We start from the raw sequence: 14,627 nt of genomic DNA, 5'->3' as shown, positions 1-14,627 counted from the left end.
AACGAGTAGGATCGAAAGGCAATGATCAGCTGGAATCGCTCGAGGGGCGCTATTGCTTGGGATCCGCGGGGTGATGGAATCCACCGGAAACGGACGAAAGACAGGAATTGCTAATCCTAAGGTCCTCGGTTCAAGTCCGAGTAGCCCTACAACAACATCGCGGAAACCGCGTCCGGTGCATGGCACGGGCCGCGGTTTCCTTATTAGGGTCAAAAACCGGGACGCCCCAACACCTCCCGCGCTGTTCCTGGGGAACGCCCCATCACCTCCCACGACATATTGGGGAACGCCCGATCACGTCCCGCGCTGTTCCGGGGGAACGCCCCATCACCTTCGGCTTTAGTCCGGGATCGCTCCGTCACTGTTGGTGATCGCCCCGATTAGTCCCGCCCGCGTCCGCGGCAGCATCGCCGTCGAACCACACCAGAACTGCTTCGGCGTTGGCCTGAAAGCGGCAGGAGGTGGTGGGGCGTTGCGTTGGGGGCGGCAGGAAGGAATGGCGCGTTTGGGGAAGGCGTGCACAGGCAGCCCTTTCATCTCATCTACGAATACGGTATGTTACTGACCAGTAACATACCGTGCTCATTCCGCGAGCTCCGGTCACCGCTGATCACTTGCGAGGTAACCATGTCCACTTCCGCTGCAGAACTCAACCTGCCCTACGCCGACGGTGACTTCTATGCGTTCGAGCAAATGCTGAGCGCCAAGGAGCAGGACCGGCTGGCGGAAGTCCGCGACTTCCTGGCCCGCGAGGTCAAGCCCATCGCCGTCGATTGCTGGAACCGGGGCGAATTCCCCATGGACCTCATTCCGAAGCTCGCGGACATCGACCTGGTCAGCCCGGTCCGGCGGCAGGGCCACTCCAACCTCTTCGCTGGCCTGATGCACGCCGAGGTGACCCGCGCCGATGCGTCCATCTCCACCTTTATGGGTGTGCATGACGGGCTCTTTACCGGCTCCATCGAAGCTCTCGCCTCCCAGGAACAAAAGGACGCCTGGCTCCCGGACATCTACGCCATGAAGAAAATCGGGGCCTTCGGCCTGACGGAACCCCTCGGCGGATCGGACGTTGCCGGCGGGACGCGGACCACCGCCAGGCGCGAGGGAGACGCCTGGATCCTCAACGGTGCCAAACGCTGGATTGGAAACGCCACCTTCTCCGACTGGGTGGTGGTCTACGCCCGCGATGTTGAAGACAACCGGGTCAAAGGCTTCCTGGTGGACACCGCACTGGAGGGTTTCAGTGCGGCGAAGATCGAGAACAAGATCGCCCTCCGGACAGTCCAGAACGCCGACATCACGCTGGACAACGTGGTGGTTCCAGAGTTCTACAAGCTTGCCAACGCCAACAGCTTCCGGGACGTCAACAAAGTCCTCAAAGTCACCCGCCTTGGCGTCGCCTGGCAGGCTGTGGGCCAGCAGCTGGCCGCCTTCGACGTGGCACGCCGCTATGCCGTGGAGCGCCAGCAGTTCGGCCGGCCGCTGGCCTCCTTCCAGCTGGTCCAGAGCCAGCTGGTGCAGATCCTGGGCAATGCCGTCAGCTCCATGGGCATGATGGTGAGGTTGTCTCAGCTGGAGGACCTCGGCGAGGCCAAGGACGAGCAGTCAGCGCTGGCCAAGGCGTTCACCACCGCCAGGATGCGTGAGAGCGTGGCCATTGGCCGGAACCTCCTGGGCGGCAACGGCATCGTGACCGACTTCGAAATGGCAAAGATCTTCGCCGACGCCGAGGCCATCTACTCCTATGAAGGAACCCACGAGATCAACACGCTGGTGACCGGGCGGGCCATCACGGGTATCTCCGCCATCGTCTGAGTAGGATCGTCAGGATCTGCCGGGCCCATTGCTCGCTTCCTAACTCAGCGGCAGCAGGATGGACGGCCGCAGGTCCATCACGAACTGCAGCGGATTAACGTACCCGTCACCGCGCCGGACGCCCCAGTGGACGCAGGACGTGGAAGCGCAGTGGCCTGGCAGCAGCGTCCCGATCGGCTGCCCGGCGGCCACCACGCTTCCAGTGGCCAGGCTGCTCTCCACCGGCTCGAAGCTGCTGCGCAGGCCGTTGCCGTGGTCGATGGTTATCACCGGCCGGTCCACCACGACGCCCACGAAGCTGACGGTGCCCGCGGCCGGCGAGGTGACCGGCACGCCGTCGGACGCCGATTCCAGGTCTACGCCACGGTGTCCGCTGAGCCAGGGCTTGGGCGGCGGGTCAAAATCCCGCAGCACCGCCGGGCGCGGGGAGAGCGGCCACCGCCACGATGGTGCATCAACGATGGCGGCAGGCGCCAGGGATCCGGGGCCGAACGCCAGTGCTTCCCCCGTGGGGGCCAGGGACGCGGGCAGCAAGAGTATGGCCGCAAGCAACGCCGGTGGTTTCATAAGTCCAGCCTGCGACGTTTGAAATGCTGCCGGCAGGGACAGTTTCGCCTATGTGGATAAGGTGCGGTGCCGGCGTCGCGCATGTCCCCGTCCCTGTCCTCCGCCTGCGGGTGCCTGTAGTACACTTGATGGAGCAGTTTGCTGCGCCCTCAACGCTATCCGTCCAGCGGCTACCCAAAGGTTTTCCCCACGGTATACGCCCCTGTCCGGCCTGCGTCGGCACATCTCATTCAGGAGTGTGGGGGAGCAGCGGCTGACTACGCGCGTCCAGCCCTCCTTCGGAGGATCGGGCTTCTTGCGGTCAGGACTACGGTCCTGATGAGAAGCGCGATGGACGCCAGGAGCACGGCCCGCCCGGGCCACGCTAATCAACCGTCAACTATTGGCAGGGTAAGAAGCCCCAGGGGTTTCTCATGAATGACCTGCCGGAAGGAGCGCCGGCATGCCCGTCGTAACCATGCGCCAGCTGCTTGACAGCGGCGTCCACTTTGGACACCAGACCCGCCGTTGGAACCCGAAGATGAAGCGCTTCATCTTCACCGAGCGCAACGGCATCTACATCATCGACCTTCAGCAGTCGCTGTCCTACATCGACCGCGCCTACGAGTTCGTGAAGGCCACCGTTGCACACGGCGGCACCGTCCTCTTCGTCGGCACCAAGAAGCAGGCCCAGGAAGCAATTGCCGAGCAGGCAACCCGCGTGGGCCAGCCGTACGTGAACCAGCGTTGGCTCGGCGGTATGCTGACCAACTTCCAGACCGTCGCCAAGCGCATCCAGCGTATGAAGGAACTCGAAGAGATCGACTTCGACGACGTCGCCGGCTCTGCTTACACCAAGAAGGAGCTGCTGCTCCTCAAGCGTGAACTCACCAAGCTCGAGTCCAACCTCGGCGGTATCCGCAACCTGACCAAGGCACCCTCCGTGCTCTGGATCGTGGACACCAAGAAGGAACACCTCGCCGTTGATGAGGCCAAGAAGCTGAACATCCCGGTTGTGGCCATCCTGGACACCAACTGCGATCCGGATGAGGTCGACTTCCCGATCCCGGGCAACGACGACGCCATCCGCTCCGTGAACCTCCTGACCCGCGTTGTTGCCGATGCCGTTGCTGAGGGCCTCATCGCCCGCAACAACCGCGCCACCGGCACCACCGAAGCTCCGGAAGAGCCGCTGGCCGAGTGGGAGCGCGAACTCCTCGAAGGCAGCAAGGCTGAAGCAGCTCCCGCCGCTCCGGCAGAAGAAGCTGCAGCACCGGCCGCTGAGGCTGCTCCGGCAGAAGACGCTGCTGCTCCGGCTGAAGACGCCAAGTAACACAAGTACACCGGATTTCCCGGTGCCGCCCGCGGCGCCGGAACTGCTGACAGGATGGCGGCCCACTTTCGTGGGCTGCCGTCCTGTCAGTCCGTACACCACAACACATTTCTAGACAGAGGGGTTCACATGGCGAACTACACTGCCGCGGACATCAAGGCCCTGCGCGAGCGCACCGGCGCCGGCATGATGGACGTCAAGAAGGCTCTTGACGAAGCCAACGGTGACGCCGAGAAGGCCATCGAAATCATCCGCATCAAGGGCCTCAAGGGCGCTACCAAGCGCGAGGGCCGCTCCACCGCTGAAGGCCTGGTGGCCGCAAAGGTCAGCAACGGCGTCGGCGTGATGATCGAAGTCAACTGCGAGACCGACTTCGTGGCCAAGGCTGACAAGTTCATCCAGCTGGCCGACAAGGTCCTGGCTGTTGCGGTCGAGTCCGGCGCAGCCGACCTCGAGACCCTGCTGGCCACCGGAGTTGACGGCAAGCCGCTCTCCGAGGTCGTCGTCGAAGAAGGCGCCGTCCTGGGCGAAAAGGTTGTTGTCCGCCGCATCTCCCGCGTTGAGGGTGCCACGGTTGACGCTTACCTGCACAAGACCTCCAAGGACCTCCCGGCCCAGGTTGGCGTGCTGTTCGCTGTTGACGGTGAAGGCGAAGCTGCTGCCACCGCCGCCCACGACGTTGCCGTCCACATCGCTGCCATGGCCCCGAACTACCTGACCCGCGAGGACGTTCCGTCCGACCTGGTCGAGTCCGAGCGCCGCATCGCCGAAGAGACCGCGAAGGCCGAGGGCAAGCCCGAAGCCGCACTCACCAAGATCGTGGAAGGCCGCGTGACCGGCTTCTACAAGGGCGAGGTGCTGGTTGACCAGGCATTTGCCAAGGACGCAAAGAAGTCCGTTGCACAGGTCCTCGAAGAGGCCGGTGTCAAGGGAACCGCGTTCACGCGTTTCCGCGTCGGCTCCTAGCCGATACTGCAAGGGGGTGGCCACTTCGGTGGCCGCCCCTTTTGCATGCAACGGGCCACTTGGCGAGCATGGGCCCCAGCAGGATACCCTTTTTTCAGACCCCCAACCGGAAGGCATCATGGAAGCCGTCAACACTGTAATGCAACCAGAGAAAAGTCGACGCCGGGTCCTCCTGAAGCTCTCCGGAGAGGTTTTCGGCGGCGGGAAGCTGGGCGTTGACCCGGAGACTGTCCGCGACGTCGCCAAGCAGATCGCCGCAGCAGTCCCTGAAGTGGAAGTGGCCATTGTGGTTGGCGGCGGCAACTTCTTCCGCGGCGCCGAACTGTCCCAGAGCGGCATGGACCGCTCACGGGCCGACTACATGGGCATGCTCGGAACGGTGATGAACTGCCTGGCGCTGCAGGACTTCCTGGAGCAGGCCGGCGTTGAAACCCGGGTCCAGAGCGCCATCACCATGGGACAGGTGGCCGAGGCGTACATTCCGCGCCGCGCCATCCGGCATATGGAAAAAGGCCGCGTGGTCATCTTCGGTGCGGGCGCCGGGCTCCCGTACTTCTCCACCGACACCGTAGCCGCCCAGCGGGCACTCGAAGTCCACGCCGACGTCGTCCTGATGGCCAAGAGCGGTGTGGACGCCGTCTACACCGCGGACCCCAAGAAGGATCCCTCGGCCGAGCGGCTTGAAACCCTCAGCTACGACGACGCCCTGCGCCGCGACATCCGCGTCATGGACCAGACGGCCATGACCATGTGCAAGGACAACAACCTCTCCATGGTGGTCTTTGGCATGGAGGGCGAAGGCAACGTCACCCGCGCCATCCTGGGCGAAAAGCTCGGCACCCTGGTCACCACCTAGCTGCGGCTAGGATGTTTTCAGGACAGTTCCGTCCCCTGCCTTCGGGCCGGGGACGGCACAGCTACCGAGAACCACGTGCACGGAGCCGGCGCCCCGGACTGCACCAGAATCGTCAGGAGAGACCGTGATAGAAGAAACCTTGCTCGAAGCCGAAGAAAAGATGGACAAGGCCGTAGAGGTAGCCAAGGAAGACTTCGCTGCCGTCCGTACCGGCCGGGCAAATCCGGGCCTCTACAACAAGGTCCTGGTGGACTACTACGGTTCCCCCACGCCGCTGCAGCAGCTCGCCTCGTTCGCCATCCCGGACGCCCGCACCATCCTGATCACCCCATTCGACAAGACCGCGATGCGGGACATCGAACGTGCGCTCAGCGATTCCGAGGTCGGCGCCAATCCGTCCAACGACGGCAACGTCATCCGGATCACCATTCCTGAGCTGACCAAGGAGCGCCGCAAGGAATACGTCAAGATCGTCAAGACCAAGGGCGAGGACGCCAAGGTCTCCATCCGCAACATCCGCCGCAAGGCCAAGGAAACCCTGGACCGGCTGGTCAAGGACGGCGAGGCCGGTGAGGACGAGGGCACCCGGGCCGAAAAGGAACTGGACGGCATGACCAAGGCGCATGTTGACGGCATCGACGAGCTGCTGAAGCGCAAGGAAGCAGAGCTGCTCGAAGTCTGATGGGTCAGGCAGAGCAGGCCCCGGCACAACGGGCGCGCACACGGGGGAAGCAGCCCAGGAGCAATCCAACTCCGAAAGCCGGGCGGAACCTGCCGGCCGCAGTGGTGGTGGGCCTGGCCATGCTGTTCGCGGTGCTGGGCGGACTGTTGTTCCTCCCGCTCGGGTTCGTGGCGGTCACCACCACGTTCGCCGTCTTTGGCGTGTGGGAAATCTACCGGGCACTTGAAGCCAACGGCACCAGGATGCCCATCGTCCCGGTGATGACGGGCACTGTGGCCATGCCGTTCTGCGCCTACCTGGGCGGCATCGAGAGCCTGCTTTTTGCCATGCTGCTGAGCTCGGTGGCTGTCCTGCTGTGGCGGTCCGTTGAGAGCGCGGCGGGCTCCGCCAACAGCATCTTTGCCGGGGTGTTCACCCTGGGCTGGGTGCCGTTTTTCATCAGCTTCGCCGCGCTTCCGCTGCATGCCGCGGGAGGGGCCACGCCGCTGGGGCTTTGGCCGGGCGGAACCATTCCCGACGGCGCGTTGCAGGTAGCGGTGATGCTGCTGCTGGTGGTGTCCAACGACACGTTCGGCTACCTGGTGGGTGCATCCCTGGGCAAGCATCCCATGGCCCCGAAGATCAGCCCGAAGAAGTCCTGGGAGGGATTCGCCGGCTCCGTGGCGGGCGCCATGCTGATCGGCGTCCTTGCCAGCCTCTTTGTGCTGGACAAACCGTGGTGGGTGGGCATCATCCTGGCAGTCGGAACGGTAACGGCCGCCACGGCCGGCGACCTCGCCGAGTCCATGGTCAAACGGGAACTTGGCGTCAAGGACATGAGCAGCATCCTGCCCGGGCACGGCGGCGTGATGGACCGGCTCGACTCGATCGTGTTCGCCTCGCCGGTGGTATTCATCCTGTACGGGCTGCTCGCCGGAGCCTGACACGCATGCAGCACGCGCTTGCAGCCTGACACGCGCGTCAGGCTGACACAAACCCTTGCCGGTCCCGGCGCCCTTAAACTGGGGCAGAAGCGATACGGCAGAAGAGCATTGAAGGAATCAAAGTGGCATTGGACATTCATCGGCAGATCCCTGCGTCCTTTGAGCGTGTGCAGCGCAGCGAATACGGTTACAACGCCAAGCAGGTGGACCAGTTCCTGCAGCGTGCACGGGTCTCCCTTGAAACCCCCGAGTCCACCTCGCACCCGATCAACAGCTCCGATGTCCGGGGTGTCTCCTTTGACCCGGTGAAGGGCGGCTATTCCGCCGCTGTTGTGGATGCGGCCCTGGACCGCCTTGAGGACGCGTTTGCGCGCCGCGAGCGGGACGAGCTGATCGCTGAGCGGGGCGAGGAGGCATGGCTGCGCGAAATCGGGAACCTGTCCGGCATCCTCCGGGGCAGGCTGCACCGGCCCGACGGCGAGCGGTTCCGCCGGCCCGCAAAAAAGAAGGCCCGCAGCTACAACACGGCGGACGTGGACCGGCTGTGCCGCGAACTGGTGGCGTACCTCGAACAGGACAAGCCGCTCAGCGTGGACAATGTCCGCCGGGCAGTCTTCCGTCCCGCCGTGGGCAAGGACGGTTACGAGGAAGCCCAGGTGGACGCGTTTTTGGACCGGGTGGTTGAACTGATGGCAGCCATCGACTGAGGCGGCTCATTCCCCGCCCGGTGAAGTGGGTCCCGGGGGAGTGGGGGAGAGCGGCGTGAACCTCTGCCAAATCGCCGCGTAGGCCCGGTAGCCGAGGTAGGCGGAACCGGCCAGGAAAGTCAGGCCGAAGACGGCACCCGCGATGACGGCCGCCGTCGTCCCTGCCCCGAGGAGCGTCAGCAGCAGGCCCGACAGGATGGCGATGAGCGCAGCGTTCGCGGCGCTCATAAAGACCATGCTGCTCCCGGCCACCTGGCTGGGTGAGCTTCGATTGCCGAAAAAGAAATATGTCTGCATGGAACCGGCCTGGTCATCGTGGTACCCGGCCATCAGGTACGGCGCCACCCCGGGGTCCAGGTCCACGTAGGCCGCGCGCAGCCGGTTCATCGCCGTTACGTACATCAGGTCCTCCTGGGCCACGTTCATCACCCGGACCTGGGTCAGGAGCCCTATGGCCACGTCGATGCAGAGGACAATCACCGCAAGCACCACGAAGGCTTCCGAAAACTTCGTGGCCTGGCCTACCAGCGCCACGCTCACCACGCTGGCGGAGGTGAAGGTGAGGAACATACTGATCCGGGTCAGTACCTCGCCCTGCGTGGTGCTGCGCGAGGCAAGCAGGCCCCAGTGCTCAGTGGCCAGCAGTTGCGCCCGGACTGACGGAGGGACTCCGGCCGGGCTTTCGCCCTCGATGGACATGGCGCCATTCTCTCCCATCACAGGCAGCAGCGCGAGGAAAAAGGACCGCTGCAGGCAAAAGCCTGGACGGACGACGGCGGGATCAGCGTTCCGTGGCCAGCGGCCTTTCGGGGGTGTGCAGCCGGGTCATGACCCGCGCCATCGTTGTGGGCACCCTGTGTGCGGTGGCGCGCGAGACGGCCACCATCACGGCGAAGGCAGCGGGCACGGTCCACGCCGCCGGCTGCGCCAGCCAGGGTGCCAGGTTCGAGGCTCCCACCAGGGCTCCGGCGATCATCGCCCCGCCGCACAGGATTGCGCCCGTCACCATCCCGGCGATGGCACCGGCGTCGGTCAGGCCCCGCCACCAGATTCCCAGCAGGAGCACCGGGCACACGGTGGAGGCGGTGAACGCGAAAACCAGGCCAACGCTGCCGGCCAGGGCCAGGGAGTCGGTCATAAAGGCAAACCCCAGGGGCACGACGGCGGAGATCACCGCAGCGAGCCGGAATCCGCCTACTTCGCCGCCCAGGACGTCCTGGCTGATGACGCCTGCCAGGGACACCACCAGGCCGGAGGTGGTGGAGAGGAAGGCGGCAAAAGCGCCCGCCACCACGAGGGCTGAGAGCAGGTCGCCGGCGGCTCCGCCCACGAGTTCGCCCGGGAGCAGCAGCACCATGGCGTCGGCCTGGTTGGCGCGGGCCAGGCCCGGCGCGAAGACCCGGGCCACCAGCCCGTACGCGGTGGGGAAAAGGTAGAAAACGGACAGCAGGCCGAGGACGATCAGCGTGGTGCGCCTGGCCGATTGCCCGTCCGGGTTGGTATAGAAGCGGACCAGGACGTGCGGCAGCCCGAGGGTGCCGAAGAGCAGGGCCATCAGCAGCGACACATTCTGGTAGGCGCCGGCAGGGGGCAGGCTGGTGGGGTTTACCGCTGGAGGGGACAGTGCGGGTGTTCCGTTTCCGGCGAGCATAAAGATGATGAAGAGGATGGGGACGGCCAGGGCTGTGAGCTTGAGCCAGTACTGGAAAGCCTGCACGAAGGTGATGGACCGCATACCGCCGGCCACCACCGTCAGGCACACCACGATCACCACCGCCACCGATCCCACCCAGGACGGCAAACCGGTGGTGATCCGGATGGTCAGGGCGGCGCCGTGGAGCTGCGGCACGATGTAGAGCCAGCCCACCAGCACCACCACCAGGCTGGTGACCTTCCGGACAACCTGTGAGTCCAGCCGGGCCTCGGTGAAGTCCGGGATGGTGTAGGCGCCGGACCGGCGCAGCGGAGCGGCAACAAACAGCAGCAGCATCAGGTACCCGGCCGTGTAGCCGACGGGAAACCACAAGGCGTCCGTTCCCGAGAGCAGGATCAGTCCGGCAACGCCCAGGAAGCTTGCGGCGGAGAGGTATTCGCCGCCGATGGCCGAGGCGTTCCACCAGGGCCGGACGGTCCGGGACGCAACGTAGAAATCGCCCGTGGTGCGGGAGATCCGCAGGCCGTAGAAGCCGATGACCGCCGTGGCCACGGAGACCACCGCGAGCGCGGCGATGGCCACGCCAGGATTCATGCTGCCGTCACCGGTCCCTGCTTGCGGATTCAAGAGTGGCCGGGTTCACTGGTCACCGGCCAGGTCCCGGTACCGCGCTTCGTTGCGGGCCGCGGTGCGGACATAGAACCAGGCACTGAGCCCGATCAGGGGGTAGATTCCCGCGCCCAGGAGAAGCCAGTCGAAGGGAATCCCGGCGATGCGGGTTTCCGACAGCCCGGGCACCACGGCGAGCAGCAGCGGGAAGGCGCCCAGGATCAGCAGGAACCCGCCGGCCACCACCAGGGCCAGCCGCAGCTGGGACCTGATCAGGGACCTGACGAACAGCTGCCCTACCTCGGAGTCCTGCGCAGCTTCCCGGGTTTCCCTGGCGGGCAGGGCTGCAGAACGCGGAGCAGTCACACGCACCCTGGTCATGCCTGCGGCCTGATCCGGGTGGCCCCCAGCTTTTCACGGACTGTTGGCAGGTGGCGGCGGCTGATGGGCAGTCCGGCCCCCGCAACGGTGACGCTGGGCCCGTCCGCCGCCAGCTTCATCGAGGTCACGTGTTTCAGGGCGACAAGGTAGGAGCGGTGGGTCCTGATGAATCCGGCATCCGCCCACTGCTGTTCAAGATCGGCCAGCGGGACCCTGATCAGGTAACTCGCATCTGCCGTGTGCAGCCTCGCGTAGTCACCCTGGGCCTGGACGTACGTCACGTCGTCGCGCCGGATCATTTTGGTGGTACCGCCCTGGTCCACCGTGATCATCTCCGGCGCCGTACCGCCGTCGCGCAGTTCACTGATGCGCCCCACGGACCGTGCCAGCCGCTCGGCACGCACCGGCTTGAGGAGGTAGTCCACGGCGGCGAGTTCGAAGGCCTTCAAAGCGTGGTCCTCGTCGGCGGTCACAAACACCACGGCGGGGGGATTCCTGCTCCCGCTGATGGCGCGGGCGATATCCAGGCCGGACACTGCCGGCATGTGGATGTCGAGGAATACGGCGTCGATCTGGCCAGCGGACAGTGCCCGGAGGGCCTCACTTCCGGAGGTGGCGCGCAGGACGGTGCCGATACGGTCATCCCGGCCCAGCAGGAACGCCAGTTCCTCGACGGCGGGCAGCTCATCGTCGACGACGAGGACGTTAATCATCTTCCTAGGTTAGCTTCCGCGGCCGGGCCGGAAGTGCCTGGCGTCACGCGTCGTGGCCGGGCTGGGACTTGGGTACACGCATGGTGATCATCGTCCCCTCGCCGGGCGCGGTCTCGATGACCAGGCCGTGGTCGTTGCCGTAGACCTGGCGGAGGCGGGCGTCTACGTTCCGCAGTCCCACGTGGACGCCGTCGGTATGCCCGGCCAGGGTGGACTGCAGCTGCGCAGGATCCATGCCCACGCCGTCGTCCTCGATGGTCACCTCGGCGAACGCTCCGGCGTCGTTGGCGGTGATGCTGATATGCCCCGGTCCTTCCTTGGCCTCCAGCCCGTGCCGCACGGCGTTTTCCACGAGCGGCTGCAGGCTGAGGAAGGGGATAACGGTGCTCAGGACCTCCGGCGCCACCCGCAGGCTGACCTGCACGCGTTCGCCGAACCGGGCGCGTTCCAGGAGCAGGTAGCGGTCGATGCAGCGGAGTTCTTCGGCGAGGGTGGTGAAGTCGCCGTGGCGCCGGAAGGAGTAGCGGGTGAAATCAGCGAATTCCACTACCAGTTCCCGGGCGCGCGCGGGGTCGGTGTTGATAAAGGACGCGATGGCGTTCAGCGAGTTGTAAATGAAGTGCGGGCTGATCTGGGCGCGCAGTGCCCGCACCTCCGCCTCCATCAGCAGGGTCCGTGATGCGTCCAGTTCGGCGAGCTCCACCTGGACGGCCACCCAGTCGGCCACTTCGCTGGTGGCCCGGACCAGTCCGGCACCCGCCGTCGGCGCGAAAGCAGCTACTGCGCCCACCACACGCGTTCCCGCGCGCACCGGAGCAATCACCGCTGCCAGCGGACCGCCTGTTCCATCTTTTGTTACGCCGTCCGCGCCTGCCGGGCTGCCGGCAGGAAGAACGGCGGTCCGGCCGCCCGCCAGTACCCCGTCCGCCAGGCGCATCACCTGCGGTTTTAATTCTTCGGCCGCTCCGTCCCATGCCAGTACCCCGGTGGTGTCGGTGATGGCCAGGGCCTCGCAGCCCAGCAGCGTCCGCAGGTGCCGGCTGGCTTTCGCCGCGCCGGCGGGGTTCAGTCCGCGGCGCAGGTGCTGCCCGGCCTGGGACGCCGCATGCAGGGTGTGGTAAGTGGCGCGTTCCGCGTCGGTGCCCAGGTCGCGGAAGGAGCGGAGGACCTTGAGCCCCCCGCCGACGACGACGGCAACTGCCATGGCGATGACGGCCACCGCCGCGGCAGTCAGGAGGGGGGAGTCCAGCATGCTGCCCAGCGTAGCGGGGGGTGCCGTTTGCCGCAGCATCCCGACCGTTGAGCGACGCCGGGCGGGCCAGGTATGGCATGTGGCGGCCGGCGCACAGCACAGTGATTGCAGTCACACTTCCGGTGTCCCTGCCCAGGGCCCACCGCCCGGTGTGTCCCGGCAAGTCTCAATGAGGAGGAACGATGGGTAACGATGCCCATATTCCGGACGCAGCGGCGTCCGTGGACTTTGAACAGGTCCAGTCGACCGGCCAGTTCCAGGAACTGCGCAAACGTCACCGCAGTTTTGTGTTCCCCATGGCAGTGGCCTTCCTGCTGTGGTACTTCGCCTACGTCCTGCTCGCCGACTATGCCGTGGGATTTATGTCCACGAAGGTCTGGGGCAACATCAACATCGGCCTGATCTTTGGGCTGCTGCAGTTCGTCTCCACGTTCGCCATCACAGGCTGGTACGTGCACTACTCCAACAAGCGGCTCGACCCCATCGCCAAGGAGATCCGGGACGAGATCGAGGGCCACGAATTCGATAAGCAGGGCAACCGGGTAAGCGGAGTCAACAAATGATCAACATAGCTGCCGCGGTGGACGTCGCCGCACTCAAGGACACCACCCTGCTGAACATGGGCATCTTCGGCATCTTTGTGGCCGTCACCATGGTGATTGTGTTCCGCGCCAGCCGGAACAACAAGACCGCTGCCGACTACTATGCCGCCGGCCGCTCCTTTACCGGTTCCCAGAACGGCACGGCCATCGCTGGCGACTACCTCTCGGCGGCATCGTTCCTGGGCATCACGGGCGCCATCGCCATCAACGGATATGACGGCTTTATGTACTCCATCGGCTTCCTGGTGGCCTGGCTGGTGGCGCTGCTCCTGGTGGCTGAGCTGCTCCGCAACACCGGCAAGTTCACCATGGCCGACGTGCTCTCCTTCCGGCTGAAGCAGCGGCCTGTCCGGATCGCCGCGGCCATCTCCACCCTGGCCGTGTGCTTCTTCTACCTCCTGGCCCAGATGGCAGGTGCCGGCAGCCTGATCTCCTTGCTGCTGGGCATCAGCGACTGGGGCGGACAGGCACTGGTGATCATCGTCGTCGGCGCGCTGATGATCATGTACGTCCTGATTGGCGGCATGAAGGGCACCACCTGGGTCCAGATCATCAAGGCCATCCTGCTGATCGCCGGTGCGGCGGTCATGACGCTCTGGGTGCTGGCCATCTACGGCTTCAACCTTTCCAGCCTCCTGGGCGCGGCCGTGGAGACCGCCAACAACCCGGCCGTCCTGAACCCCGGCCTGCAGTACGGCAAGACCGAGACCTCCAAGCTCGACTTCATGTCCCTGGGCCTTGCCCTGGTCCTGGGAACTGCCGCCCTGCCCCACGTCCTGATGCGCTTCTACACGGTCCCCACTGCCAAGGAAGCCCGCAAGTCCGTGGTCTGGTCCATCTGGCTGATCGGCCTCTTCTACCTGTTCACCCTGGTTCTCGGCTATGGCGCCGCGGCCCTGGTGGGTCCCGAAACCATCAGGACCGCACCCGGCGGCGTCAACTCGGCAGCCCCCCTGCTGGCCTTCTACCTGGGCGGGCCGCTGCTGCTCGGGTTCATCTCGGCTGTGGCCTTTGCCACCATCCTCGCCGTCGTGGCCGGCCTGACCATCACCGCGGCCGCGTCCTTTGCCCACGACATCTACGCCAGCGTCATTTCCAAGGGCAAGGCCGACGCCGATACGGAAGTTAAGGTTGCCCGGCGCACCGTGGTGGTCATCGGCGTCCTGGCCATCCTGGGCGGCATCCTCGCCAACGGGCAGAACGTGGCGTTCCTTGTGGCACTGGCCTTCGCTGTGGCGGCGTCGGCCAACCTGCCTACCATCATCTACTCCCTGTTCTGGCGGAAGTTCACCACCCAGGGCGCGGTGTGGAGCATGTACGGCGGGCTCGGTGCAGCCATCGTGCTGATCATCTTCTCGCCGGTGGTGTCCGGCGGGGCAACGTCGATGATCAAGGACGTCAACTTCGCGCTCTTCCCGCTGAGCAACCCGGGCATTGTGTCCATCCCGTTGGCGTTCTTCCTGGGCTGGCTCGGAACGGTCCTGGACAAGAAGCGCGAAGACACGGCCAAGCAGGCCGAGATGGAAGTCCGGTCCCTTACCGGTGTGGGCGCGGAGAAGGCGGTCGACCACTAACCGGGTCCACCACT

At 65.4% G+C, this 14,627-nt stretch carries 15 protein-coding genes; 9 read left to right on the top strand and 6 right to left on the bottom strand.

Annotation, left to right across the window (positions count from 1 at the left end; all coding sequences use genetic code 11):
- The first annotated feature begins 627 nt into the window (after positions 1-627).
- Complete coding sequence (locus ARTSIC4J27_RS13630) at positions 628-1,815, top strand: acyl-CoA dehydrogenase family protein (RefSeq protein ID WP_050055743.1); 1,188 nt, start codon at positions 628-630, stop codon at positions 1,813-1,815.
- A 39-nt stretch (positions 1,816-1,854) separates the two neighbouring features.
- Here ARTSIC4J27_RS13630 and ARTSIC4J27_RS13625 read toward each other — a convergent pair whose 3' ends face one another.
- Positions 1,855-2,382, bottom strand: coding sequence for a M23 family metallopeptidase (locus ARTSIC4J27_RS13625; protein WP_050055742.1), 528 nt, complete (start codon positions 2,380-2,382; stop codon positions 1,855-1,857).
- A 442-nt stretch (positions 2,383-2,824) separates the two neighbouring features.
- Here ARTSIC4J27_RS13625 and rpsB point away from each other — a divergent pair, with 442 nt between their 5' ends.
- The 6 genes from rpsB (at position 2,825) to ARTSIC4J27_RS13595 (ending at position 7,828) form a co-directional block, all read left to right on the top strand.
- Positions 2,825-3,694, top strand: coding sequence for a 30S ribosomal protein S2 (rpsB, locus tag ARTSIC4J27_RS13620; protein WP_050055741.1), 870 nt, complete (start codon positions 2,825-2,827; stop codon positions 3,692-3,694).
- A gap of 129 nt (positions 3,695-3,823) precedes the next feature.
- Positions 3,824-4,660, top strand: a complete 837-nt coding sequence (gene tsf / locus ARTSIC4J27_RS13615; protein ID WP_050055740.1) for a translation elongation factor Ts — start codon at positions 3,824-3,826, stop codon at positions 4,658-4,660.
- A gap of 118 nt (positions 4,661-4,778) precedes the next feature.
- Complete coding sequence (gene pyrH / locus ARTSIC4J27_RS13610; protein WP_050055739.1) at positions 4,779-5,516, top strand: UMP kinase; 738 nt, start codon at positions 4,779-4,781, stop codon at positions 5,514-5,516.
- Between the two features lie 124 nt (positions 5,517-5,640).
- A complete protein-coding gene (gene frr, locus ARTSIC4J27_RS13605; protein WP_050055738.1) occupies positions 5,641-6,198 on the top strand; it encodes a ribosome recycling factor in 558 nt (185 codons plus the stop codon).
- A complete protein-coding gene (locus ARTSIC4J27_RS13600) occupies positions 6,198-7,121 on the top strand; it encodes a phosphatidate cytidylyltransferase (RefSeq protein WP_050055737.1) in 924 nt (307 codons plus the stop codon). Before frr ends, ARTSIC4J27_RS13600 begins: the two co-directional genes overlap by 1 nt.
- 122 nt (positions 7,122-7,243) lie before the next feature.
- Entirely contained in the window at positions 7,244-7,828 is a 585-nt protein-coding gene (locus ARTSIC4J27_RS13595; protein ID WP_050055736.1) for a DivIVA domain-containing protein, read from the top strand.
- A 6-nt stretch (positions 7,829-7,834) separates the two neighbouring features.
- Here the strand turns inward: ARTSIC4J27_RS13595 and ARTSIC4J27_RS13590 are convergent, their stop codons facing one another.
- From ARTSIC4J27_RS13590 to ARTSIC4J27_RS13570, 5 genes are all read right to left on the bottom strand, one after another.
- Positions 7,835-8,527, bottom strand: a complete 693-nt coding sequence (locus tag ARTSIC4J27_RS13590) for a hypothetical protein (RefSeq protein ID WP_083435458.1) — start codon at positions 8,525-8,527, stop codon at positions 7,835-7,837.
- Between the two features lie 82 nt (positions 8,528-8,609).
- Entirely contained in the window at positions 8,610-10,076 is a 1,467-nt protein-coding gene (locus tag ARTSIC4J27_RS13585; RefSeq protein WP_050055734.1) for a sodium/solute symporter, read from the bottom strand.
- A 45-nt stretch (positions 10,077-10,121) separates the two neighbouring features.
- Positions 10,122-10,472, bottom strand: coding sequence for a DUF485 domain-containing protein (locus tag ARTSIC4J27_RS13580; RefSeq protein WP_050055733.1), 351 nt, complete (start codon positions 10,470-10,472; stop codon positions 10,122-10,124).
- On the bottom strand, positions 10,469-11,185 hold the full coding sequence (locus tag ARTSIC4J27_RS13575; RefSeq protein ID WP_050055732.1) for a LytR/AlgR family response regulator transcription factor: 717 nt from the start codon (positions 11,183-11,185) through the stop codon (positions 10,469-10,471). The genes ARTSIC4J27_RS13580 and ARTSIC4J27_RS13575 overlap by 4 nt, the downstream gene beginning before the upstream one ends.
- Positions 11,186-11,228: 43 nt before the next feature.
- On the bottom strand, positions 11,229-12,437 hold the full coding sequence (locus ARTSIC4J27_RS13570) for a sensor histidine kinase (RefSeq protein ID WP_050055731.1): 1,209 nt from the start codon (positions 12,435-12,437) through the stop codon (positions 11,229-11,231).
- 182 nt (positions 12,438-12,619) lie between these two features.
- Here ARTSIC4J27_RS13570 and ARTSIC4J27_RS13565 point away from each other — a divergent pair, with 182 nt between their 5' ends.
- Both ARTSIC4J27_RS13565 and ARTSIC4J27_RS13560 read left to right on the top strand, forming a co-directional pair.
- Entirely contained in the window at positions 12,620-13,000 is a 381-nt protein-coding gene (locus ARTSIC4J27_RS13565; protein ID WP_050055730.1) for a DUF485 domain-containing protein, read from the top strand.
- A complete protein-coding gene (locus ARTSIC4J27_RS13560; protein WP_050055729.1) occupies positions 12,997-14,613 on the top strand; it encodes a solute symporter family protein in 1,617 nt (538 codons plus the stop codon). The genes ARTSIC4J27_RS13565 and ARTSIC4J27_RS13560 overlap by 4 nt, the downstream gene beginning before the upstream one ends.
- Positions 14,614-14,627 lie beyond the last annotated feature (14 nt).

It is taken from the genome of Pseudarthrobacter siccitolerans (assembly GCF_001046895.1).
GTDB lineage: Bacteria > Actinomycetota > Actinomycetes > Actinomycetales > Micrococcaceae > Arthrobacter > Arthrobacter siccitolerans.
Note: the sequence above shows the minus strand (reverse complement) of the source record. Positions and strands in the feature narration are given on the sequence as shown.